The sequence below is a fragment of the Streptomyces sp. NBC_01351 genome (assembly GCF_036237315.1).
Taxonomy (GTDB): domain Bacteria; phylum Actinomycetota; class Actinomycetes; order Streptomycetales; family Streptomycetaceae; genus Streptomyces.
In genome coordinates this window covers 1,940,601-1,960,021 of sequence record NZ_CP108356.1, presented here as the reverse complement: position 1 = coordinate 1,960,021, position 19,421 = coordinate 1,940,601, and the positions used below count along the sequence as shown (strand labels likewise).

The 19,421-nt window shown below is 74.3% G+C and carries 18 protein-coding genes; 7 read left to right on the top strand and 11 right to left on the bottom strand.

Annotated features, from left to right (window positions below):
• Nucleotides 1–3: 3 nt before the first annotated feature.
• The 3 genes from OG625_RS08805 to OG625_RS08795 form a co-directional block, all read right to left on the bottom strand.
• Nucleotides 4–522, bottom strand: a complete 519-nt coding sequence (locus OG625_RS08805; protein ID WP_329378028.1) for a DUF5825 family protein — start codon at nucleotides 520–522, stop codon at nucleotides 4–6.
• On the bottom strand, nucleotides 519–2,414 hold the full coding sequence (locus tag OG625_RS08800; RefSeq protein WP_329378027.1) for a RiPP maturation radical SAM C-methyltransferase: 1,896 nt from the start codon (nucleotides 2,412–2,414) through the stop codon (nucleotides 519–521). The genes OG625_RS08805 and OG625_RS08800 overlap by 4 nt, the downstream gene beginning before the upstream one ends.
• Before the next feature lie 100 nt (nucleotides 2,415–2,514).
• A complete protein-coding gene (locus tag OG625_RS08795; RefSeq protein WP_329378025.1) occupies nucleotides 2,515–2,640 on the bottom strand; it encodes a hypothetical protein in 126 nt (41 codons plus the stop codon).
• 143 nt (nucleotides 2,641–2,783) lie between these two features.
• Here OG625_RS08795 and OG625_RS08790 point away from each other — a divergent pair, with 143 nt between their 5' ends.
• The 5 genes from OG625_RS08790 (at nucleotide 2,784) to OG625_RS08770 (ending at nucleotide 8,425) form a co-directional block, all read left to right on the top strand.
• Nucleotides 2,784–4,418: a TerD family protein gene (locus OG625_RS08790; RefSeq protein ID WP_329378023.1), complete on the top strand. Its 1,635-nt coding sequence runs from the start codon at nucleotides 2,784–2,786 to the stop codon at nucleotides 4,416–4,418.
• 249 nt (nucleotides 4,419–4,667) lie between these two features.
• A complete protein-coding gene (locus tag OG625_RS08785) occupies nucleotides 4,668–7,049 on the top strand; it encodes a sensor histidine kinase (RefSeq protein ID WP_329378021.1) in 2,382 nt (793 codons plus the stop codon).
• A complete protein-coding gene (locus OG625_RS08780) occupies nucleotides 7,046–7,450 on the top strand; it encodes a roadblock/LC7 domain-containing protein (protein ID WP_329378019.1) in 405 nt (134 codons plus the stop codon). The genes OG625_RS08785 and OG625_RS08780 overlap by 4 nt, the downstream gene beginning before the upstream one ends.
• Nucleotides 7,450–7,824: a DUF742 domain-containing protein gene (locus OG625_RS08775; RefSeq protein ID WP_329378017.1), complete on the top strand. Its 375-nt coding sequence runs from the start codon at nucleotides 7,450–7,452 to the stop codon at nucleotides 7,822–7,824. The genes OG625_RS08780 and OG625_RS08775 overlap by 1 nt, the downstream gene beginning before the upstream one ends.
• A 16-nt stretch (nucleotides 7,825–7,840) precedes the next feature.
• Nucleotides 7,841–8,425, top strand: a complete 585-nt coding sequence (locus tag OG625_RS08770) for a GTP-binding protein (RefSeq protein ID WP_329378015.1) — start codon at nucleotides 7,841–7,843, stop codon at nucleotides 8,423–8,425.
• On the opposite strand, the gene OG625_RS08765 is transcribed toward OG625_RS08770, so the two are convergent.
• The 5 genes from OG625_RS08765 to OG625_RS08745 all read right to left on the bottom strand — a co-directional run bounded on the left by OG625_RS08765 (nucleotide 8,391) and on the right by OG625_RS08745 (nucleotide 14,313).
• The gene (locus OG625_RS08765) at nucleotides 8,391–9,329 is read right to left on the bottom strand and encodes an NAD-dependent epimerase/dehydratase family protein (protein WP_329378013.1); all 939 of its coding nucleotides are present in this window, start codon (nucleotides 9,327–9,329) and stop codon (nucleotides 8,391–8,393) included. The genes OG625_RS08770 and OG625_RS08765 overlap by 35 nt on opposite strands.
• Nucleotides 9,326–10,750 carry a cytochrome P450 gene (locus OG625_RS08760; RefSeq protein ID WP_329378011.1) on the bottom strand — a complete coding sequence of 475 codons (1,425 nt, stop codon included), beginning with the start codon at nucleotides 10,748–10,750 and terminating at the stop codon, nucleotides 9,326–9,328. The genes OG625_RS08765 and OG625_RS08760 overlap by 4 nt, the downstream gene beginning before the upstream one ends.
• A gap of 367 nt (nucleotides 10,751–11,117) precedes the next feature.
• Complete coding sequence (locus OG625_RS08755) at nucleotides 11,118–12,599, bottom strand: class I adenylate-forming enzyme family protein (protein WP_329378009.1); 1,482 nt, start codon at nucleotides 12,597–12,599, stop codon at nucleotides 11,118–11,120.
• Nucleotides 12,599–13,342, bottom strand: coding sequence for a glycosyltransferase family A protein (locus OG625_RS08750; protein ID WP_329378007.1), 744 nt, complete (start codon nucleotides 13,340–13,342; stop codon nucleotides 12,599–12,601). The genes OG625_RS08755 and OG625_RS08750 overlap by 1 nt, the downstream gene beginning before the upstream one ends.
• Nucleotides 13,339–14,313, bottom strand: coding sequence for a 3-oxoacyl-ACP synthase III family protein (locus tag OG625_RS08745; protein WP_329378005.1), 975 nt, complete (start codon nucleotides 14,311–14,313; stop codon nucleotides 13,339–13,341). The genes OG625_RS08750 and OG625_RS08745 overlap by 4 nt, the downstream gene beginning before the upstream one ends.
• Nucleotides 14,314–14,487: 174 nt before the next feature.
• Here OG625_RS08745 and OG625_RS08740 point away from each other — a divergent pair, with 174 nt between their 5' ends.
• Both OG625_RS08740 and OG625_RS08735 read left to right on the top strand, forming a co-directional pair.
• Nucleotides 14,488–15,978, top strand: coding sequence for a hypothetical protein (locus OG625_RS08740; protein WP_329378003.1), 1,491 nt, complete (start codon nucleotides 14,488–14,490; stop codon nucleotides 15,976–15,978).
• Between the two features lie 41 nt (nucleotides 15,979–16,019).
• Nucleotides 16,020–16,346, top strand: coding sequence for a hypothetical protein (locus OG625_RS08735; protein ID WP_329378001.1), 327 nt, complete (start codon nucleotides 16,020–16,022; stop codon nucleotides 16,344–16,346).
• Between the two features lie 31 nt (nucleotides 16,347–16,377).
• Here OG625_RS08735 and OG625_RS08730 read toward each other — a convergent pair whose 3' ends face one another.
• Genes OG625_RS08730 through OG625_RS08720 form a run of 3 tightly spaced genes read right to left on the bottom strand, consistent with a single transcriptional unit; the run spans nucleotide 16,378 to nucleotide 19,387 of the window.
• Nucleotides 16,378–17,709, bottom strand: a complete 1,332-nt coding sequence (locus OG625_RS08730; RefSeq protein WP_329377999.1) for a protein kinase domain-containing protein — start codon at nucleotides 17,707–17,709, stop codon at nucleotides 16,378–16,380.
• On the bottom strand, nucleotides 17,709–18,716 hold the full coding sequence (locus OG625_RS08725) for a PP2C family serine/threonine-protein phosphatase (RefSeq protein WP_329377997.1): 1,008 nt from the start codon (nucleotides 18,714–18,716) through the stop codon (nucleotides 17,709–17,711). Before OG625_RS08725 ends, OG625_RS08730 begins: the two co-directional genes overlap by 1 nt.
• Nucleotides 18,717–18,724: 8 nt before the next feature.
• A complete protein-coding gene (locus tag OG625_RS08720) occupies nucleotides 18,725–19,387 on the bottom strand; it encodes a vWA domain-containing protein (protein ID WP_329390525.1) in 663 nt (220 codons plus the stop codon).
• Nucleotides 19,388–19,421: the final 34 nt, after the last annotated feature.

Genomic DNA, 19,421 nt, shown 5'->3' with positions numbered 1-19,421 from the left:
GGGTCAGACGCTCGTGCAGGGGACGGGCCAGCGGCGCAGGCGCGGCGGCAGTGCCACCGCCCATCCCTGCGTGACCAGGACGAGACGCTCGCCCGCCAGCAGGGACAGGGCCTCGCGGTGCGCCGCGTCGAGCTCGCCGAGGGCCGTGGGTTCCTGCACGGCGAGGAAAGCGGCGAGCAGTACGGGCTGGTCGATGGTGAACCGGGCCGCGGCCGAGGGATCCCGGCGGTCCATGACCGTCACGAAATCCGGCCCGCGGCGGTGGTAGAGCAGGCCGTACGCGTACCGGGACCGCCATACGGCCGCCTCGTCGGACCCGACCGGGGCGCCGGGCGGGGGAGCCGGTGGCGGGAGGTGGTGCAGCAGCCCCGTGTCGAAGGGCAGGGCGTCGGTGTCCGGGACCCAGCGCACCGTGCGCGCCTCGCTCTGGCACTCGCGCAGGAAACGCACGGCGTCCGCCGTGCCGCGTCCGCCCGCGCCCAGTGACAGCGGCTCGTCCATGACGAGCTGCCCGCCGGTCATATGGTCACCGCCTCGGCGTCGGCCCCGGCCCCGGCCTCGGCGTCCTCGGTGAGGGTGCGGACCGGAGCGTTCCGCAGTGGCAGCGACACGTACGACCGTCCGTCGGAGAACAGCAGGCCCAGGGACACGCACTCGCCGAGCCACTCCGCGAGCCGTCCCGGGGCGACCGGATGTCCCTCCTCGGTGAGGAGCCGGTGCAGGGCGGGCTCGGAGCGGCCGTGTCCGAGGTGCCGGAACGCGGAGGCCTCCCAGCCGGTCAGCCGGTGCGTGCGGGCCGGCCATCCGCGGCGCCGGTCGTGCACCAGCAGCTCATCGTCCCCGTCGGTGCCGGATTCCATCAGCAGCGTCGAACCGGCGTGCGCGGAGCGCCAGTTCTCGACGGCCCGTGCGAGCCGCTGCTCCGTGCTCCCGCCGATCCCGCGGGGCGGGGTGTCGAAGAGGTAGACCAGATCGGCCAGTTCCTCCTCGGGGAGGTCGTACACGTGGCCGTACATCTCGGCAGGGGTCCGCTCGGCGAAACCGAGGGCGGGATCGGCGAAGTGTGGGCTGAACCGCTCCAGTTGGATGCGGAACGCGCCGCCCGGCGGCTGCAGGTGGACGAGCGCGGGGAACTGGTCGACGACCGCGTCGTAGTCGTCCGCCGTCTCGCCCGGGAACCCGTACAGGTAGTTCCACGTGCAGGTGAGCGACTGGTCGGCGCATTCCCGGAGCGTGCGGACGTTGCGGGAGCCGGTGACGCCCTTGTCCATGAGGTCGAGGACGCGGTTGTTGAGGCTCTCGATCCCCGGCTGGATGTGCACCGCGCCCGAGCGGGCCAGGAGCGCCAGTTGGTCCGTGGTGAGGTTGGACTTCACCTCGTAATGCATCAGGAGGTCCCAGCCGCTGTCGGCGGCGAGCGGCAGGAAGTCCGTGAAGTACGCCATGTCGATGATGTTGTCGACCGTGACGATGTCGAGGATCCGGTGCCGCCGCACGAGCCGGTCGACCTCGGCCCACAACTGTTCGCCGGGCTTGGCGCGGAACGCCATCGCCGAGCCGTTGAGACCGCAGAACGTGCAGTGGTGCTTCTCGCCCCACCAGCAGCCGCGCGCGCCCTCCACGACCAGTTTCGGGCGTACGTACTCGGCCACCGGGGAGGCGTCGAGCTCCGCCTGCCAGATGTCGTAGTCGGGCGAGGCGATGTCACGCGGCGCCACGGTACGGCGCGACTCCTCGTTCGCCCGCGAGGTCCCGCCGTCCCACCAGCACAGGCCCGGTACGTCGACGGGCGGGGTCCCGGCGTCCAGATGGGCCAGCAGGGCGGGGAACGCGTACTCGCCCTCCCCCCGCACCACATGGTCGACGAAGGGGTGGTTGCGGTGCAGGGCATGGCCCATCGGCCCGTCGCAGTTGCTGCCGCCGAAGACCACGGTGAGGCCCGGGCGGCGGCGCTTGAGCTCGGCGGCGAGCGCGAGCGAGGACACGTTCTGCATGAACGTGCTGGTGAACCCGACGACGTCCGGGTCCTCCGCGAGGATCTCCGACGCACTGCGGGAGACGAACTCCGCCGCGTGGACCCGCATGGCGCGCGCCTTGTCCACCGGGATCCCGCGCCGCTCCGCGTACGCACCGAGCCGCGCGACACCCCAGTCGGCGTCCTCGTAGAGCACGCCCGAGAAGACCCAGTCGCCGAGCCCGTCGAAGATCGAGTCGCTGCCCACCTCGGCGTGGTCGGCCGGGCGCAGCAGTCCGTCCGTCCGCTCCAGCAGGAATTCCGCCCAGCGCAGCGAACCGTGGAACTCGCGGACCTCGTCCGAGGGCCGGGTGCGGGTCAGCAGGGCGTGCAGCAGGCCGATCTGGAGCGAGGGCAGGTCGATCGGCTGCCAGGGCATGGTCACCAGATGAACGCGCATGCGGTCCTTCCCGCCTGGCGGGTCGCCCGAACGGCAGCCCGGTACGGGGCGTCGGCGCCCGGCGTCCGCACTGCCACGCCGGGCGCCGACTCCCGCCCGGTCAGGACGACGCCGGTCGCTTGTCGATGGTGATCCGGTCGCGCTTCCTGTCCTCGTCGCGGACCGCCACCTTTTTGATCTCTGGCTTGATTCGGGTGTCGTCCTCTGGTGCCTTGTCGCTTTCCATGGTTCCTCCCGTTCTTCAAGTCCGGTGACCTTAAAGGCCGTTACTCGTGGTACGCAAGGGGTGATTCCGGCCCTGCCCCCGCGTCTTGTCGCCCGGGCCGGGAAGGCCGAAGATCATCGAGTGATCGATTCAGGGGAGGGGACATGATGCTCAAGGGGGGCAATGCCTTCGTTCCGACCGTGCCGCTGCGGGTCGCCGTGCGGAACGGGCTGGACGTATCGGCGCTGTTGTTGACGGAGCAGGGCAGGGTCCGGGGGGACGGGGACATCGTGTTCCACGGTGCGCCGGTCCACCCGTCGGGCGCGGTGCGGCTGCTCGGGGACGACAACGGCACGGCGTGGCTGGAGGCCGCGCTCACCGCGATCGAGGGGGAGATCGTCCGCGTCGTCGTCGTCGGGTCGACGGAGAGCGGCGCGATGCGGGACGTCCACGGGCTGTCCGTGGAGTCGTTCGCGCCGGACGGTACGTCGGTCGCGCGGTACGACGTGACCGACGCCGGCGGGGAGACGGCGATGGTCCTCGCGGAGCTGTACCGGCGGGCCGGGGGCTGGAAGTTCCGTGCGGTGGGCCAGGGATACCTGAACGGCCTCGCGGGGCTGGTGGCGGACCACGGAGTGGACGTGGCGGACGCGGGACCGGCGCCGACCGCCGCTCCGGTTCCGACTGCCGCTCCGGTTCCGGCTCCGGTCCAGGCCCCGCCTCCGGTCCAGGCCCCGCCTCCGGTCCCGGCCCCGGTGCCGTTCCAGGTCCCCGCCCCGGTCTTCGCTCCGCCCTCGGCCCCGGCCCCGGTCTCGGCTCCGGTCTTCGCCCCGGCCCCGGCTCCGGTCCCGCCTCCGGTGTTCGCTCCGCCCCCGCCCCCGCCCCCGGCCCCGGCCCCGCCTCCGGCCTTCGCCCCGGCCCCCGGCCCGGTCCCGGCTCCGGCTCCGGTCTTCGCTCCGCCTCCGGCCCCGGCTCCGGTCCCGCCTCCGGGCTTCGCCCCGGCTCAGGCTCCCGTCCCGGTCTACCCTCCGGTTCCGGCTCCGGTCCCCGTCTACCCTCCGGTTCCGGCTCCGGTCCCGGTGCCCGCGGTGGTGGCTCCGCAACCCGCGCCGGAGGTGCCCGCGCCGCACTGGTCGTTCGGTGGCGTCTTCGAGCCGTACGCGCAGACCGGCCGGGACAACGACGTGATCACGGTGGACGGGCTGCCGCCCGGGCCGGTCATCGTCGAACTCGCCATCCGGGGCGACGGATACACGGGCCTGTGGCCCCTCACCCGGTTCAACAAGGAGGGTGACAACCTCATCAGCAGCTGTGAGGAGAACTACCGGGGCCGGGTGCTCACCCAAGTCCCCGGGAGCGGGCGGCTGCGGCTGAAGCTGAAGGCGGAAGGCCCGTGGCAGCTGCGGGTACTGCCGGTGGCCGCGGCGACGCACCTCACGGAGGAGGAGCTGGAGGGCGGCGGCCCCGACGTCCTGCTGCACACCGGCGGAACGGCAGACCTCGTCATCCAGTACCGCGGCGACGATTACCTCAAGGTCAACTTCTATGAACTGGCGGGGCACGACGACCCCACCGGGCTTCCGGAGGAAGAGAACGTCGTCAGCGAAGTCGGCAAGCGGCGGGAGGCCGTGCCCCTGCCCGAGGGCCCGGTCCTCGTGCAGCTGGAGTACGCGGACGGGCCGTGGCGGGCCCGGTTGAAGGGGCTGCAGCCCCACAGCGGGCCGTCGAACGACGACGGCATGGCGAGCGTGACCGACATCCGCACCGCCCAGGGCCGGTCCTGGTGGGGCAGGTCCTGAGCGGCTGACGAGCCGCGACACCCGCGCGCCGCGGGCCCTTTCGACCCCCTGCCGGTCGGGAGGGCCCGCCGCCCCGGTGTCGGAGACGTCGCGGTTGGGTTCCGATCTTGTCTCTCGCCTGCGATGATCCGTCGCCGATAGCACGCTTTGGTCGCGGAAGACACCTATCTGTTTCTTCATTGTGGCTGGATATGATCGGGCCCGGTCCGGCTGTCGGGCTGCCCCTCCCGCCCCTGTTCCCGAGGTCCGATGTCTCCCATAGAACCCGAAGGCGTACGAGGGAAGTCGCCGGCCCGCCGGCGGCGCGTCGTGCGCCTGCGCACCCTGCTCGTCTGGCTGGCAGTGGTCCCCACCGTGGCGATGGGCGCCCAAGTGACGCTGACCGCCGAGCGGTTGCTGACGCAGTCGGAGCACCTGCGGGCCGATGTCGCGGCCGCCGAGAAGGTCGGCGCACCGCTGTACACGCTCATGGTCGACATGCAGTCCGAGCGCACGATGACCGCCGCCCTCTGGGCGGGCGCCGCCGGGGCCGAGGACGAGCTGCGGAACCGGCGGGAGGCCACGGACCGGGGCGCGGCCGAATTCCGTCGGCTGGCGGACTCCTCGAACGGATCGTTCGAGGAAGTGACCCAACGGCTCGACGGGCTGGCCGCGTACCGCCAGCGCGCGGACGCCCACACCGGCGGCGCCGACGCCACGCTCGCCTACTACACCGGGGTGATCGACGCGGTCATCCAGGCGTACCAGCGGGAGTTCAGCCACGCGGACGACGCCGACATCGTCCAGGAGAGCCGGCCCGTGGTGGCCATGCTCGTGGCCACCGAGATGGTGGCCCGCGAGGACACCCTCCTGTCCCTGGCCGGGCCGTCGAGGCAGCTGAACGCCGCCGGCTTCGACCAGTTCATCAGTGCCGTCGGAGCCCACCGGCACCTGTACGAGACCTGGATCGTGCCGTACCTGCCGGAAGGCGACCTGCGGTTCTACGAGCGGATCGTCGCCTCCTCGGAGTGGCAGACGAAGCTCCGCATCGAGAACGCGATCATCTCCAAGCACGCGGACGTCGACTCCGGCGTCAAGCTGCCCGCCGAGGTCGGCGGCTGGCGGGCCGCGCACGCGAACTTCTCGGTGCAGATGGCCACGCTCAACATCGACCGCGCGCGGAAGGTCCTCATGCGCGGCGAGGCCAAGGCCGCCGAGCTGGAGACCGAGGTCGCCTGGCTGATCGGGGTGAGCGGCGGCGGGCTGCTGGTCGTCGTGGTGATCGTGGTGTTCACCACGCGCTCGGTGCTCCGCCGGCTGCGCGATCTGCACGAGCGCACGGTGACCGTCGCCGAGGAGACCCTCCCCGACGTCGTCGCCCGGCTCCAGCGCGGGCAGTCCGTCGACGACGGCGTCCTGCCCGCGGTGCGCGGCGACCGGGACGAGGTCGGACGCATCAGCGACGCCTTCGCCCGGACCGTCGCCGTATCCGTCGACGGGCACCGGCAGCTCGCGGCCGAGCGCCACGGCTTCGGCATGTTCGCCACGGGCATCGCCTCGCGCACCGGAAACCTGGTCAGCCGCCAGCTCAGCCTCACCGAGGACCTCCAGGACACCTTCGGCCACGACGAAGCACTGCTCGCCCAGTTGATGCGGGCCGACCAGCTGACGGTGGGCATGCGGCGGCAGATCGAGAACCTCCTCATCCTGGCCGGCGGCGAGGTCCCCGACCCGCACACCGAGCCCATGCGCATCGCCGACCTGCTGCGCGAAGCCGCCGCGGAGGTCGAGGACTTCCGGCGCATCGAGCGGCAGGCCCTGGACGAGACAAGCGTGGAACCGCAGGCGATCAGCCAGATCAGCCATCTGCTCGCGGAGCTGCTGGACAACGCCACCCGTTTCTCCCCGCCCCGGTCGAAGGTGGTCATCCGCGCCGAACTGGTCGCGGACGGGCTGTCGATCGAGATCGAGGACCGCGGTCCGCGGGTGTCCCCCGAGCGGTACGAGGAGATGAACGGGCGCCTGCACGAGGCCCCGCCGTACTCCGTCCTGGCGCAGAACGCGCACCGGCTCGGCCTCTTCGTGGTCGGACACCTCGCCGACCAGCTCCGGGCGACCGTCACCCTGCGGCGGTCGGTGTACGGAGGGACCTCGGCGGTGGTCGTCGTCCCCGGAGAGCTGCTGATGGCCACCCCGACGACCCTGAGGACCCCGACGACCCCGGCGCTCCCGGCGACCGTGGCGGACGCACCGCGCGAGCTCCCGCGCGCGACCGGGCCCGTACCCGTGGCCCTCTCGCCCGAGCCGGAACCCGACCCGCGACCGTCCGCCGCCGTCCCGGCGCCGCGGACCGCCGAGGAACGGGTGCCCGAGCCGGCCCCGCTCACGGCCGCCGGTCTGCCGAGCCGCCGTACGAAGGCCCCGGCCCCCGCGCCGGCCGTCCGGCCGGCCCTCGCGGCCGCCCCCGCCCGGCCGGCGCTGCCCGAGCGCGTCCCGCAAACGCACATCGCCGAGCAGCTGCGCGCGCCCCGCACCCCGGAGACGGCAGTCCGGCAGGACACGGCGACACCGGAAGAGGTGGCGGACGCCTGGGCGGACTACGAACGCGGGACCCAGACAGTGGAAGAAGAGCTCCGACGGGATCGGCCATGACTACCTCAGCACACGAAATGATCTACAGCGTCCTGGACAACAACCTGAGCAGGATCGCCGGCATCCAGGGAGCGGTGCTCCTGTCCAACGACGGCATCAAACTCAGCGCGTACCTGCTGGACGAGGACCAGGCCGACCGCATGGCGGCCGCCGCCTCCGGCATCGCGGCCACCATGAAGGCGATCTCCCGGGAGGTCGACGGCGGCCGCGTCATCCGCCAGCTCGTCGAGATGGACGACCGGTACCTCTGCATCGTCGGTTGCGGCGAGGGCAGCACGCTCATCGTGGTGACCTCCCGCAAGGCGAGGCTCGGGGAGCTGGGCGGCGAGGCCGTCCGGACCGCCCAGGCACTCGGCGAGTGGCTCGGCACCCCCGAGCGCGGCCAGGTGCCGACCGCGTAATGCCGCAGGACGAGCCACAGCCCGCGAGCCGGCGCCGGACGCGGCTGTACGCCCTCACCGACGGGCGTACGGCCGCTGCGCACACCGTCCTCACCATGGACACCACGATCACGGCGGCGGTGGCCGAGGACGCGCTCGCCGGACTCGGACTGCCCACGGAGTGGCGGGAGATCCTCGCCATGTGCGCGGAGCCGGGCGGGCGGGCGGTCGCCGAGATAGCGGCGCGGATGCACATCCGCCTCACCCCGATGACCCTGCTCCTCGGCGAACTCGCCGACCGCGGGCTGATCCACCACCGGTCGCCGCTCGCGGCGGCCGAGACCACCGACGTCGACCTGCTCATGAGAATCAGGGACAGCCTTGCCCGGATATAGCCTGCCCGTATACGACGTGCCCGCCTCCCGGGAACCGGCCCCGGTGAAGATCCTCGTCGCCGGTGGGTTCGGAGTCGGCAAGACCACCCTGGTGGAGACGATCTCCGAGATCGAGCCGCTGCGCACGGAGGAGCGGCTGACGGCCGCGGGCGTCGGCGTCGACGACCTCGACGGCATCGAGTCCAAGACGGTCACCACCGTGGCGATGGACTTCGGCCGGATCACCCTCACCGACGCCGGAGTCGTCCTCTACCTGTTCGGCACACCGGGCCAGGAGCGCTTCTGGTTCATGTGGGACGACCTGCTGGCCGGGGCGCTCGGGGCGATCGTGCTGGTCGACACCCGGCGCCTCGACCGCAGCTTCCCGGCCGTCGACTTCTTCGAGAGCCGCGGACTGCCGTTCGTGGTCGGCGCGAACTGCTTCCACGGCGAACAGCCTTACACCGCCGAGGAGATCGCGGCGGCCCTGCACCTGCGCGACCCGAACACGCCCGTCCTGATGCTCGACGCCCGCTCCCGCGCGGACGTCCGCGCCTCCCTGCTCGCGCTCCTCGACCTCCTCATCGTCAACGCGCAGGCCCCGGCGGCCGTCGGCGGCTGACGGCCACCAGCCCGGCCGCGTAGTCCGCGAGGGTCCGGCGCGGGGTCCAGCCCTGGGCGCGGGCCCGGGTCAGGTCCAGCACCACCGGGTGCGCCAGCTGGTCCACCGCGTAGCGGCTGAGGGGCGGTTCGGCGGTCGGCAGGGCCTCCGCGAGCCGGGCCGCCGTACGGGCCAAGGGCAGCGGCAGGTGACGGATCCGGGCCCGTACGCCGTGGGCCCGCAGGACCTCCCGCACGGCCGCGTCGCGGTCGTAGGGCCGCGCGTCCGCCACGTTGTACGCGCCCGGGGGCCAGCCGGCGGTCGCCGCCGCCAGGCAGGCGTCGGCGAGGTTCTCCACCGCGGTGAGGCTGAGCCGCACGTCCGGACCCGGCAGCAGCAGGGTCCCGGCCCGGACCCGGGACAGCAGCCGGGGCAGCAGCTGGGTGTCCCCGGGGCCGTAGACGGCCCGCGGCCGCAGCACCACCGCGCCCGCCGCCAGGGCGAGGGCCTCGCCCGCCGCCTTGGTACGGCCGTAGGCGTTGAGGTGGCCGGCACGCGGATGGTCCTCGCCGACCAGGGTCCGGTCCGTGCGCGGGTCGTACACGCTGGCGCTGCTCACCCACACCACGGGCCGACCGGCCGCCGCCCGCAGCAGCCGCTCCGTGCCGTCCACGTTGACCGCGCGCATCTCGGCCTCGGCCCGGGAGCCGGGGGCCGGATCGCCGACCGCCGCCGCGCAGTGCACCACCAGGTCCGCGCCGCCGAGGTCCGGATCGCCCTGGGAGGCGTCCCAATGGCGGTGTTCCCCCACCGGCCCCGGCCGGCGGCCCACGCACACCACCTCCGCCCCGCTCTCGGCGGCCGCCCGGGCCACGTGCCCGCCGCAGAAGCCGCTCGCCCCGGTGACCGCGATACGGATGCTCATGCGCCCGCCCTCACCGTGAGCTCGCGCCAGCCGGGCAGTGCGGCCCGCCGGTCCACCCGGGCCCGCGCCACCACGGGCCGGTACGGGGCCAGTTCCTCCAGTACGTCGGCCAGCTGGGCTCGCGCCAGCCGGGCCCCCGGGCAGGCGTGCGCCCCGGCCCCGAACACCAGGTGGGCGGTACCGGGCCCGGCCGGCCGGTGCGCGTCCGGCTCGCGCCGGTGCGCCTCGGCGGCGTGCCGGGCCACCAGCAGCAGCCGGTCGCCGCCGCGCACGGGGCAGCCACCGACGACCCCGTCCGCCGCGGCCACCCGGGGCAGCACCGGCGAGGCCGCGGTGACCCGCAGCAACTCCTCGGCGAGCACCGGGCGCAGCCGGGCATCGGCGGCCTGCCCCCAGAGCCCCGCGTCGGCGCACCAGGCCACGGCCCGGGGCAGCGCGGCCACGGTGGTGTTGACGGCGGCCACGGCGAGCATCGCGCGCAGCGCCGCATCGCCGGCGGCGACCCCGCCCAGGGACCGGGTGCCCGTGCCGGGGCCGGTGGCGGCCGCGGAACCCGCGGAGGCGCCGGCGCCTGAGCCCGCGCCCGCGCCTGAGCCCGCGCCCGTGCCGGGGCCGGTGCCCGTGCTGGAGTCGGTGGCGGCCGCGGAACCCGCGGAGGTGCCCGCGCCTGAGCCCGCGCCCGCGCCGGGGCCGGGGCCCGTGCCGGATCCCCCGGTGCCCGCGCCGGGGCCGGTGCCCGGGCCGGAGTTGGAGTCCGTAGGGGTGGTGTTGCCGTTGCCCCGGTGTGTACGGGGGCAGGGGTCTGGGGCGGTCGCCGGGTTCGTGACGGGGCTCAGCAGCTGCTGAAGGCGCTCCGCGGCTTGCCTCGCGGCCGCCTCCGCGCGGGGTCTGGGCGGGCCCGGGAGGTGGCTGCGTACGGAGGCGGCGGCGGCTTCCGCGGCGGCCTCGGCGACGGCCCGGGAATCGGCCTGCGAGCCCAGCAGGGCGCACACCACCGACCCCGACAGCTCCCGCGCCAGCTCCACGAGGTCCACCTCGCCGCCCCGGGCCAGCGGCGCGAGGCGGCGTACCAGCAATGGCCGCCACACCGCGCGCAGTTCCTCGACCCCGGCCGCGCCGAGGCCGATCGCGAGCCCGCGGCGCTCCGCCCGGTGGGCGCCGCCCTCCTGGTCGAAGAGCACGCCGCCGGCGCCGGCGGCCCGCGCGGCGGCGCCCGTGGTTCCGGCCGCCGTACGGTCGAGCGGGAGACGGGTCAGCGCCTCCCGGTAGGCGGCCGCGTCGTGCACGAGGAGGGTCCGCCCGAGGCGGCGCACGGGCCGTCCGCGCGTGGCGGCGAGCAGCGTGAAGAGGACGGGATGGCTGCGCAGGTAGACCCGGCGGTCGCGCCGCCGGGCCGCCGCCTGGGACGGGTCGGTGCTCATCGGGTGTTCCTCCCTGTGGAGCCGGGCGCCGCTGGACGGTGCGTGCAGCGGCCGCTCGGCCCGGTGGGCCCGGCCGTCGGCAGGCCGTGTACGGAGGCGGCCGGAGAACCGGAGCCGATCCGGGTAGGCGTGTGTGTGCGGCGGCCGGTCGGCCACCTGGTCCCGATCGTCCGCAGCGTGTGCGCGCCGCAGTCGGGCGGCATCTCGGGCCCGGCCGGGCAGGGGGCGCGGGCGGCGGGCAGGGGGAAGGGGAGGTCCCGGGGGGTGCACACACGGCCGCCGCTCGGCCCGGTGGGCCCGGTCGTCCGTACGGCGTGTGCGGTGGCCGGGGGGCCGGACCGGGGTCGGGTTCGGGTGGGTCTGGTGGTCATGCCGATGCCTCCAGGCGGCGGGCCGCCAGCGCGGAGGCCGCCGCGCGGTCCGGTTTGCGGGAGCGGCCCGACAGCGGGATGCGGGCGAACAGGAGCGCGTCCGGGCGGGCCGTTCCCATCCGCCGCACAGGCTCCGCGAGGGCCGCGCGCAGGGTGGCCTCGGCCGCGCCGCGGCGCGGCTGGACCACGGCGACGAGGCGTTCGTCGCCGTCGCCCGCCGGGACCCCGACGAGCACGGCCAGCTCCACGCCCGGCACGTGCAGGGCGGGTTCGTACAGGCCCGGGTAGATGTTCTCGGCCCGGCGCAGCACCATGTCCTTGGCCCTGCCTTCGAGGACGATCCGGCCCGCGCCGTCCAGCCGCGCCCGGTCCCCCGTACGCACCCACGCGTCGGGCTGCTCCCCGAGGTAGCGGTGGCGGGCCGCGGCCCCGGAGAGCAGCAGCTCGCCGTCCGCGTCGCGCTCGGCCAGGACGCCCGGCAGCGGGGCGCCGACCAGGTCGCCCGGCCCCTCGAAGGCGGACTTCTCCCGTGCCTCGACCGCCGCGGCCGGGAACAGTTCGGTGAGCGCGTACACCCCCCAGGCCTGCGCCGCGCCCGCACCGCGCACGCGCTCCAGCAGCCCGGCGCCCGCCGGGGCCGAGCCCGTCCACACCCGGCCGTGGAAGCGGGCGCCGGCGTCCAGCGCGTCCCGCAGCTGGGGCGGGGTGAGGTACGTGTGCTGCGGGCGCAGCCGTTTCAACTGGCGGGCCAGGATCCGGGGATCGCGGGCGGGGAGGGCGACGGGCGCGCCGCGCGTGAGGGCGGGTACGAGCACGAAGAAGGTGCCGCCGAGCACGGGTGCGTCCGGGACCGCGTCGAAGAGGGAGGACACCGCGGCCATCCCCGCGGCGAGGCTCGCCCGGGTGTGCACCACCGCCCGGGGCGTGGAGGTGGTTCCGGAGGTGAACACGATCACCGCGTCGGCGTCCCCGTACGAGTCCCCGCGTACCGGCACCCCGACCCGCGGCGCCCCGAGCTCCAACGCGGGCGCGCACCCCGGCAGTCGGGGCCCCACCGTCGCGACCGGCCCCAGCCCGGCCAGGTCCGGCAGCGCCAGCCCGGCCCGGCGGGCCAGCGGCCGGGCCCAGCCCGCCACCGCCTGCGCGGCCGCGTCGGCGAGCACCAGCGCCGGCCGGGCCAGCGCGAGGCGGGCCCGCAGTACGTCGGGCCCCGCGCCGGGGTCCAGTACGGCGCCGCGCAGCCCGAGCCGCCACAGGGCGAGCAGCACGGCCAGCGCCCGGGGGCCGGGCCGCACGGCGACGCCGACGATGTCCCCGGCGCGCAGTCCGCGGGCGTGCAGCGCGGCGGCGAACGCGTCGGACAGCTCGGCGAGTTCACCGCCGGTGGCGCGCACCCGAGGGGCGCCCGTACGGCCGGCGGTGAGTACGGCGGGCCGCTCGGGGCGGGCGCGCAGCGCGTGGTCGAGTCGGTCGAGCATCAGCGGGGGTCCGTTCCGTGGCGGCCGCTGCCCTGGTCGAGGTACCAGCGGGCGGTGCCCGCGATCCCGTAGGCCCGCAGGCGGCGCGTCGAGTTCTCCACGACCATCGCCCGGCAGTGCGAGATCCGGTCGGTGTGGCGGCGTACGGCGTTGAGGAAGAGCCGGTCGGTGGGCGAGGGCCGCCGCGGCATGCCGCCGACCTCCAGGTACAGCTTGGCGGTGATCGCCATGTTGTTCCCGGCGTGCATCCGGTACGGCGCCCGGTAGCCCCTGCGGCGGGAGTGCTCCGGCCGCAGCCGCCCGAACAGCGCCGCGAGGCGCACGAGCATCCCGAAACCGGCCCGGCCGAGCGGCCCGTGCTCGTCGCGCCGGGCCACGATCCGTCCGCACACCAGCCCCGGGCTGTGCGCGAGCGCGGTCCGCGCGGCGCCGGTCCAGCCGGGCCGGGGCAGGCAGTCGGCGTCCGTGCGGGCGAGCAGGGTCGCGCCCCGCCCGATCGCGTGCCGGAAGCCGGTGTCCACGGCCGAGCCCACCCCCTTCTCTGGCTCCTCGATCACCTCCACCGGGAAGGGCGCGCCCGCCGCGAACTCCCGGGCTATCGCCCCCGTGCCGTCCGCCGAGGCGTTGTCGACGACCAGCAGCGTGAAGTCCCGGTCCCGCTGGGCGGCCAGCGCCCGCAGGGTGTCCGCGAGCCGGGCCTCCTCCTCGTGCGCGGGCACCACCACCCACAGGGCCCCGCTCACGACTTCTCCCAGACCATGGTCATGATGCTGATGCCGCCGCCCAGCCCGACGAACAACACCCTTTCCCCCGGCTCCAGTTCCCCGAACACCCGGTCCAGCTGCACCCCGATGCTCGCGCTCGCGACATTGCCGAGCTCGGGCACGGTCACCACCAGCTTTCCCGCCGGCACCCCCGTCAGCTCCGCGAACCGCTCCAGGTACGGCACCGTCACCTGGTGCACCAGCACCTTGGCGAAACCGTCCCAGCCCATCCCCGTCCGGTGCAGCGTCCGGTCGATGACGGCCGTGCCCACCTTCTCGAAGACGCCCCGCAGTTCGTGCCCGTCCCCGCGGAAGTAGGTGTACGCGTCCCCGCGCGGGTGCCGTGACCCGCCGCCCGGGATGCCCCCGACCTCCCAGTGCTCGGAGTGGGTCTCGCTGTCCACGTCGAGGATCCCGCCCCGCTCCACCGCCTCCACGACCACCGCCGCGCCCGCGTCGCCGAAGGTGTAGCCGGCGAAGGCCTCGCGGAACTCCGCGAGGGAGGCGGGATCCTTGCGCACCGCCCGGCTCGGGGTCTCCCCGGTCACCACCAGGGCCCGCCGGGCCCGCCCGGCCAGGATCACCGACCGGGCCAGGTCGATCCCGTTGACGAAGCTGTTGCACGCGTTGGTGACGTCCAGTGCGTGCGCCCGCGAACCGAGCTCCGCCTGCACGATGTGCGCGGTGGCCGGCTCGACCAGGTCCCGCGAGGCGGAGGCGAAGACCAGCAGGTCCACGTCGAGCGGACCGAGCCCGGCCGCGGCCAGTGCCCGCCGGGCCGCGCCCACCGCGAGCGTGGACGCGTACACCCCCGCGCCCGCGACGCGGCGGGAGACGATCCCCGTGGCCTGCGTCAGCAGCCTTGGCGGCAGCGTCAGGCCCGCGCACAGCGCCACCTCGCGCTGGAGGTCGTCCGAGGACAGCACGTCCTCGGGCAGCAGACTGGCCACGGCGGTTATCCCGGCACGCGACGGCGGATCACACGGCTGAATGAACATGCCCCCACGATGACAACTCGCCTTCTCCCGAGCCTGAGTACGGATGCTCAGTTCCCCACACGCTCCCGCACGGGCCGCCTGAGTACATAGGGTGAGGAGACGAGAACCACGGGGGAGGAGGCGGCGATGACGACGCGCCGATTACCGGAGCTTGCCCAGTACCGCGACGACGCGGTGACGCGCCTGCTGTGCGCGGGAGCGCACCTCGACGAGGGCTACGCCCGCGAGGTGGACGTCGAGCTCACCGAGGACCGGATGAACGCCACCGGGCTCACCCTCGGCATCGACCTGATCGCTTTGGCCCGCCACGCGCGGGCCGCCGCCCGGCGCATCGACGTACGGGACCGGCGCCTGGCCTGGCTCTGCGCGGTCGGCGTATGGGCCGCCGTCCCGGCCGGGATCTACGGGCTGGCGGGTGGAGTCACAGGCCTGGCCTACGCAGCCGGCGGGGCGCTCCTCCTCACGTACGGGACGGCCTGGGGGCTGGTCCACCGGGCGGAGAGCGAGGCCCGGGCGGCCGCCCTGGCCGTCGCCCACGGCACCGGCCGGCCGATGGACCTGGCCCCGGGCGTCGCCCCGGAAGCGGAAGACCGGCTGCTGGAGCAGAAGCGGGCCAACGTGGTCCCCTACGCGGCGCGCGCCGAGCGCACCAACCCCTTCGTCGGCAGCGGCCAGAAGATCAAGGAGATGGTCTGGCAGCCCATCGACGTCAGCCGGCCCGCCGACGACCCGGCGGGCGGCGGCAAACTGCAGATCCGCCCCTTCGACGCCGTCGACCTGCACAGCTTCATCGCCCGCGAGATGGAACACATCGCCGGCCTGAAGGGGCTGCGCGCCCGCAACCGGCTGTACGTCAGGGGCGATCACGTCGCGTACGTCGGGGCCGACCTGCTGCCCGACCGGCTGCGCCGGCCGCGCGCCCAGATCCCCAAGCAGCTCGTACAGGCGGGCCTGGTCCAGTCCGGCGCCGGCATGCGCACCTACCTCAGCCTGGAACGGGCCGGCGAGGGCGGCCGCGTCATCGTCTCCATGCACCTGCGGGCCCGCCTCCAGCACCCCAGCCTCACCTGGGAGGTCGCGGCGTACGGGATCCCGCCGCTCCAGGACCGCTTCTACCGCGTGCACCGGCTGCCGGCGGGCGGGTTCGAACGCTGGTGGGACCTCTTCCGGTTCGCCACCACCGCCACCGCGTCCCTGCTGCTGCGCGCGCCTTCCCGGCTCTCGCGGCGGGGCTCCGACCGGCGCCGCCGCGCCCGCCACCTGGAGCGGCTGCGGCGCGAGATCGACCGCAAGCACCTCCTGTACGACTACGGAGCCGTGGACAGCATCCGGGAACGGGTCGCGGACTGGCAGCAGTTGGGCTTCTCCGAGCGCACCGACTCCCAGGACTTCCTGCAGCGGCTCCAGCAGGGCGTACTGATCGCCACCGAACGCTTCCTGCAGGACCACAACGTGGACACCGCCTCCTACGACCAGGCGCAGCAGGTCATCAACACCACCACCTACACCTTCCAGGGCGACATCCACGGCCCCGGCAACTACGGCGCCGGCGGCACCGTCAACCAGCACGGGTCGGCGCAGCAGGGGCACCAGGGCCACGGCCCCGCACGTCCCTGACCGCAGCGCCCCCACCCGCACGACCCATCAGGAGGACCGAGATGGCCACGTACAACTTCAACGGGAACATCAACGGCCCCGGCAACTTCGGGGACAACGGCACCATCAACATCGGGCAGCAGGACGGCGCCGAGCGGACCCTGCGCCTCGCCGCCGAACTCGCCCAGTGGCTGCGCGCCGAAGGCGCCGGGCAGGACCGGCTCGCCGCCGCGCAGACCCTGCACGGCGAGCTGGAGCAGGCCGGGCGGGAACAGCGCGCCGCCGAACCGGGAGTGGTCCGGCGGGCGCTGGAGACCATCACCCTCGGCCTCGGCGCGGGCAGCACCGGGCTGGCCCTCGCCCAGGAGATCACCCGCCTGCTGGGCTGACCCGCCGGAACCCCTCAGGGCGCGGGCCGTCTCACCTCGACCGTACGACGGCCCGCGCCCCGCCGAAGTCCAGCTCCAGGCCCGCACGCAGGGGAACGGTCTGCCCCGGGGCGATCTCCTGCGTGGTGCCGTCCGCCCGGGTGCCCGTCCAGGATCCCCCGGACCGGTTGGCGAGCCCGAACTTGCCGGGCCGCTGCGGATGTTCGGTCAGCTGCGCCACCAGCGTGCCGTCGCCGTAGTCGTGCCGGGCCGGCTCCGGCGCGAGGTGGTGCGCCTGCACCCGCGAGGTGCGGTGCAGCAGGATGTGGTGCTCGGTGCGCGGCGGGGGAGTGGTCAGCACCAGCCGGGGCGGCAGCACCAGCGTGCTGCGGCAGGCCCAGCAGGTCCCCGGCACGGCGGACAGCGGCTCGGTCATGTTCTGCTTGCCGCAGTGCGCGCAGTCCACCACCGCGTCGAGCACCGCCCGCAGGGTGTCCCGCCACTGCGATTCGCGCACCCGGGCCGCCGGATCGAGCAGTCCCGTCGTGAAGTTCTTGACGAACAGGTCCTTCAGGGAGGCCGGCGCCACCCCCCACGTCGCCAGCACCGTCGCGTGCTCGACGGGATCCGGTGCGTTGGAACGGTCCACCGGGTCGAAGACGAACAGCGGCTGCTTCCCGTACAGCTTGCGCTCGGCGGCCTCGTCCAGGCACCGGATCGCCAACTCCAGCTGGCCCTTGAGTGGGTGATGGTTCATCAGCAACATGAACAGCAGCACCGACAGGGAGTGCAGGTCGCTCTGGGTGCCGGGGGAGACCCCGGGGTCCCCGCGCACCAGCTCGGGCGCCATGAACTCCATGGTCCCCGAGATGCCGGTGCTGTCGCCCTCCACCACCGCGTTGTCGTTGTCGCAGACCAGCACCTCCCCGGTGGCCGGGTCGAAGAAGATGTTGCCCCAGGAGATGTCCCGGTAGGCGATCCCCCGCGAGTGCAGCGCCTGGTACGCCTCGACGGTGTACAGGCAGGCCGTGAGCAGCGCCCGGATCGACGTCTGCAACTGGCGGCGGAAGAGCGCGGGCAGCCCCTTGAACCGGTCCGGCCGGATGTCCATCAGATAGCCGAAACCACCGCGCGCGTCGGCCACGAAGTCCCGCGGCCACAGGAAGCGGTCGTCGTCGAAGTCCCGGTCCACCAGCTGCCGGACGATGTCCTCCTGCGCCGGAGTCGCGCACGCCGGGTAGTACCACTTCAGCGCCCGCTCCCCGGCCGGGGTCCGGACCCGGTACACCTCCCCCTGGCCGCCCGCGCCCAGCAGGTCGCAGACCTCCACGCTCGTACCGCTGTCGGCCGTCAGCCGGGTACCGCTGTCGAGCATGCCGCTCATCATTCGCTCCTGTACGGGTCTCGCAGGTCTTCCATGTCTACCGGGGCCACGGGCGACCCCTCCGGCACGTGCCGTTCCCCCGGCCCGAACGACCCCTCCGGCACCGACCGTTCCTCAGGCGCCGGCCGTTCCTCCGCCACGAACGGCTCCACCGGCCCCCCAGGCCCGTCACCCGCGTGCCGGGCCGCCACCAGCGTGGTGTCGTCCCCCGAGTGCTGCGAGGCCTTGGCCAGCCACTCCGGCAGGGCCGCCCGCACGCACTCCGTGCCCTCCGCCGACAGCCGCTCGTCCAGCCCGGCCATGAAGTCCCGGAACCCCTTGTCGGAGGCGAAGCTCTTGGACAGCCCGTCCGTGGACAGTGCGACCAGACGGGGCGCCCGCGAGGGCGCGGTCACCGGCGCCCAGTGCGTCCGCACCCGCAGCCACGCCTTCGGCGTGCACAGCGACTCCGTCTCGTCACCCAGGTCCGCTTCCTTCGGCGCGAGCGGTACGCCCACCCGCCCGTCCTCGCCCACCACCGTCAGCTCCCCGTCGCCGAGCTGCCAGGCCGCGAAGACCCGGGGCGTCAGCACGGCGCCGACGAACGTGCTCCCGTACAGCAGCAGCTTCTCCTCCGGGGGCAGCGCCGGCTCCCCGGGCGTGCTGTTGCGCTCCCAGTTCCCCAGCACCTTCTCCCGCCAGGCGCTCACCAGTTGGCGGGGGAAGGCGTACTCGGCGTAGCGCATCAGCCAGGCCAGGCTCGGCGGCTTCCGCTCGCCCCGGGGCTGGGCGAGCGAGGCGAACAGCCGGGCCTCCTGGACGAACAGGTCCACGGCGTACCGGGACCCCAGGTGGCTGCGCGCGTGCACCGCCGAGCCGTGCCCGTCGGCCACCGCCATGATCAGCGGGGCGCCGGCCGTGCCCAGCCCCTCCACCTCGAAGTTGTCCTGGTTGCGCGCCTTGTTCACGCCCTGGACGCTGCCGTGCAGCGATTCCCAGAGCGGCCGTTCGGATCCGTCGGTCGGCAAGGGCCCGCTCACCACACGTCGTCATCGTCGTCGGCGAGCACCGGAGGGGCGTACGGGGGCTGCTTCGCGATCGTGTCCCCGCCTCCCGCCACCGGCTGGGAGGCCGCCTTGACGGCCGCCGTCGAGGCCCAGCGGATCGCCGCGGCCAGCTGCTTGGGGCTGTTCGCGTCCAGCGGCTGGAACTCGGGATTGCCGAGGAACTCCTGGAGCACCGTCCGGTCCGCGTCCGCGCCGATCGCGATGGCCACCCGCACCGCCTTCCGGCCCCACGGGGTCGCGTCCACCGCCCGCAGCCCCGCCTTCCAGTCGTCCGTCGGCACCCCGTCGGAGACCAGCGCCAGCACCGGCTTCAGGGCCCGCTGCGGCATCGGGGGCGTGTCCAGCTCGCGCGAGACGAGGTGGAGGGCGTCGCCCAGGTTCGTCATACCGTCCACCTGCACGTCCTGCCAGGTGAACTGCTCGACCGGCACCGGGTCCTGGTGGTGCCAGCGCGCCGTCGTGGAGAACGTCATGGTACGCAGCAGCAGTTGGGCCGCCGGATTGTCCTGCGCGACCGAGCGCATGGCCGGAACGGCCTCTCTGATCGCGTAGTTGAGCTGGCCGATCTTCTCGCCCTGCATCGAGTACGAGCAGTCGAGCAGCCAGATGAAATGGACGGGCCTGTTCGCCATCGGCCCGCCGGGGATGTCACTCACCGCATGTCTC

Coding starts and splice junctions, on each gene's coding strand:
- OG625_RS08805 (WP_329378028.1), bottom strand. CDS start 522: ATGACCGGCGGGCAGCTCGTCATGGACGAGCCGCTGTCACTGGGCGCG.
- OG625_RS08800 (WP_329378027.1), bottom strand. CDS start 2,414: ATGCGCGTTCATCTGGTGACCATGCCCTGGCAGCCGATCGACCTGCCC.
- OG625_RS08795 (WP_329378025.1), bottom strand. CDS start 2,640: ATGGAAAGCGACAAGGCACCAGAGGACGACACCCGAATCAAGCCAGAG.
- OG625_RS08790 (WP_329378023.1), top strand. CDS start 2,784: ATGATGCTCAAGGGGGGCAATGCCTTCGTTCCGACCGTGCCGCTGCGG.
- OG625_RS08785 (WP_329378021.1), top strand. CDS start 4,668: ATGTCTCCCATAGAACCCGAAGGCGTACGAGGGAAGTCGCCGGCCCGC.
- OG625_RS08780 (WP_329378019.1), top strand. CDS start 7,046: ATGACTACCTCAGCACACGAAATGATCTACAGCGTCCTGGACAACAAC.
- OG625_RS08775 (WP_329378017.1), top strand. CDS start 7,450: ATGCCGCAGGACGAGCCACAGCCCGCGAGCCGGCGCCGGACGCGGCTG.
- OG625_RS08765 (WP_329378013.1), bottom strand. CDS start 9,329: ATGAGCATCCGTATCGCGGTCACCGGGGCGAGCGGCTTCTGCGGCGGG.
- OG625_RS08760 (WP_329378011.1), bottom strand. CDS start 10,750: ATGAGCACCGACCCGTCCCAGGCGGCGGCCCGGCGGCGCGACCGCCGG.
- OG625_RS08755 (WP_329378009.1), bottom strand. CDS start 12,599: ATGCTCGACCGACTCGACCACGCGCTGCGCGCCCGCCCCGAGCGGCCC.
- OG625_RS08740 (WP_329378003.1), top strand. CDS start 14,488: ATGACGACGCGCCGATTACCGGAGCTTGCCCAGTACCGCGACGACGCG.
- OG625_RS08735 (WP_329378001.1), top strand. CDS start 16,020: ATGGCCACGTACAACTTCAACGGGAACATCAACGGCCCCGGCAACTTC.
- OG625_RS08730 (WP_329377999.1), bottom strand. CDS start 17,709: ATGAGCGGCATGCTCGACAGCGGTACCCGGCTGACGGCCGACAGCGGT.
- OG625_RS08720 (WP_329390525.1), bottom strand. CDS start 19,387: ATGGCGAACAGGCCCGTCCATTTCATCTGGCTGCTCGACTGCTCGTAC.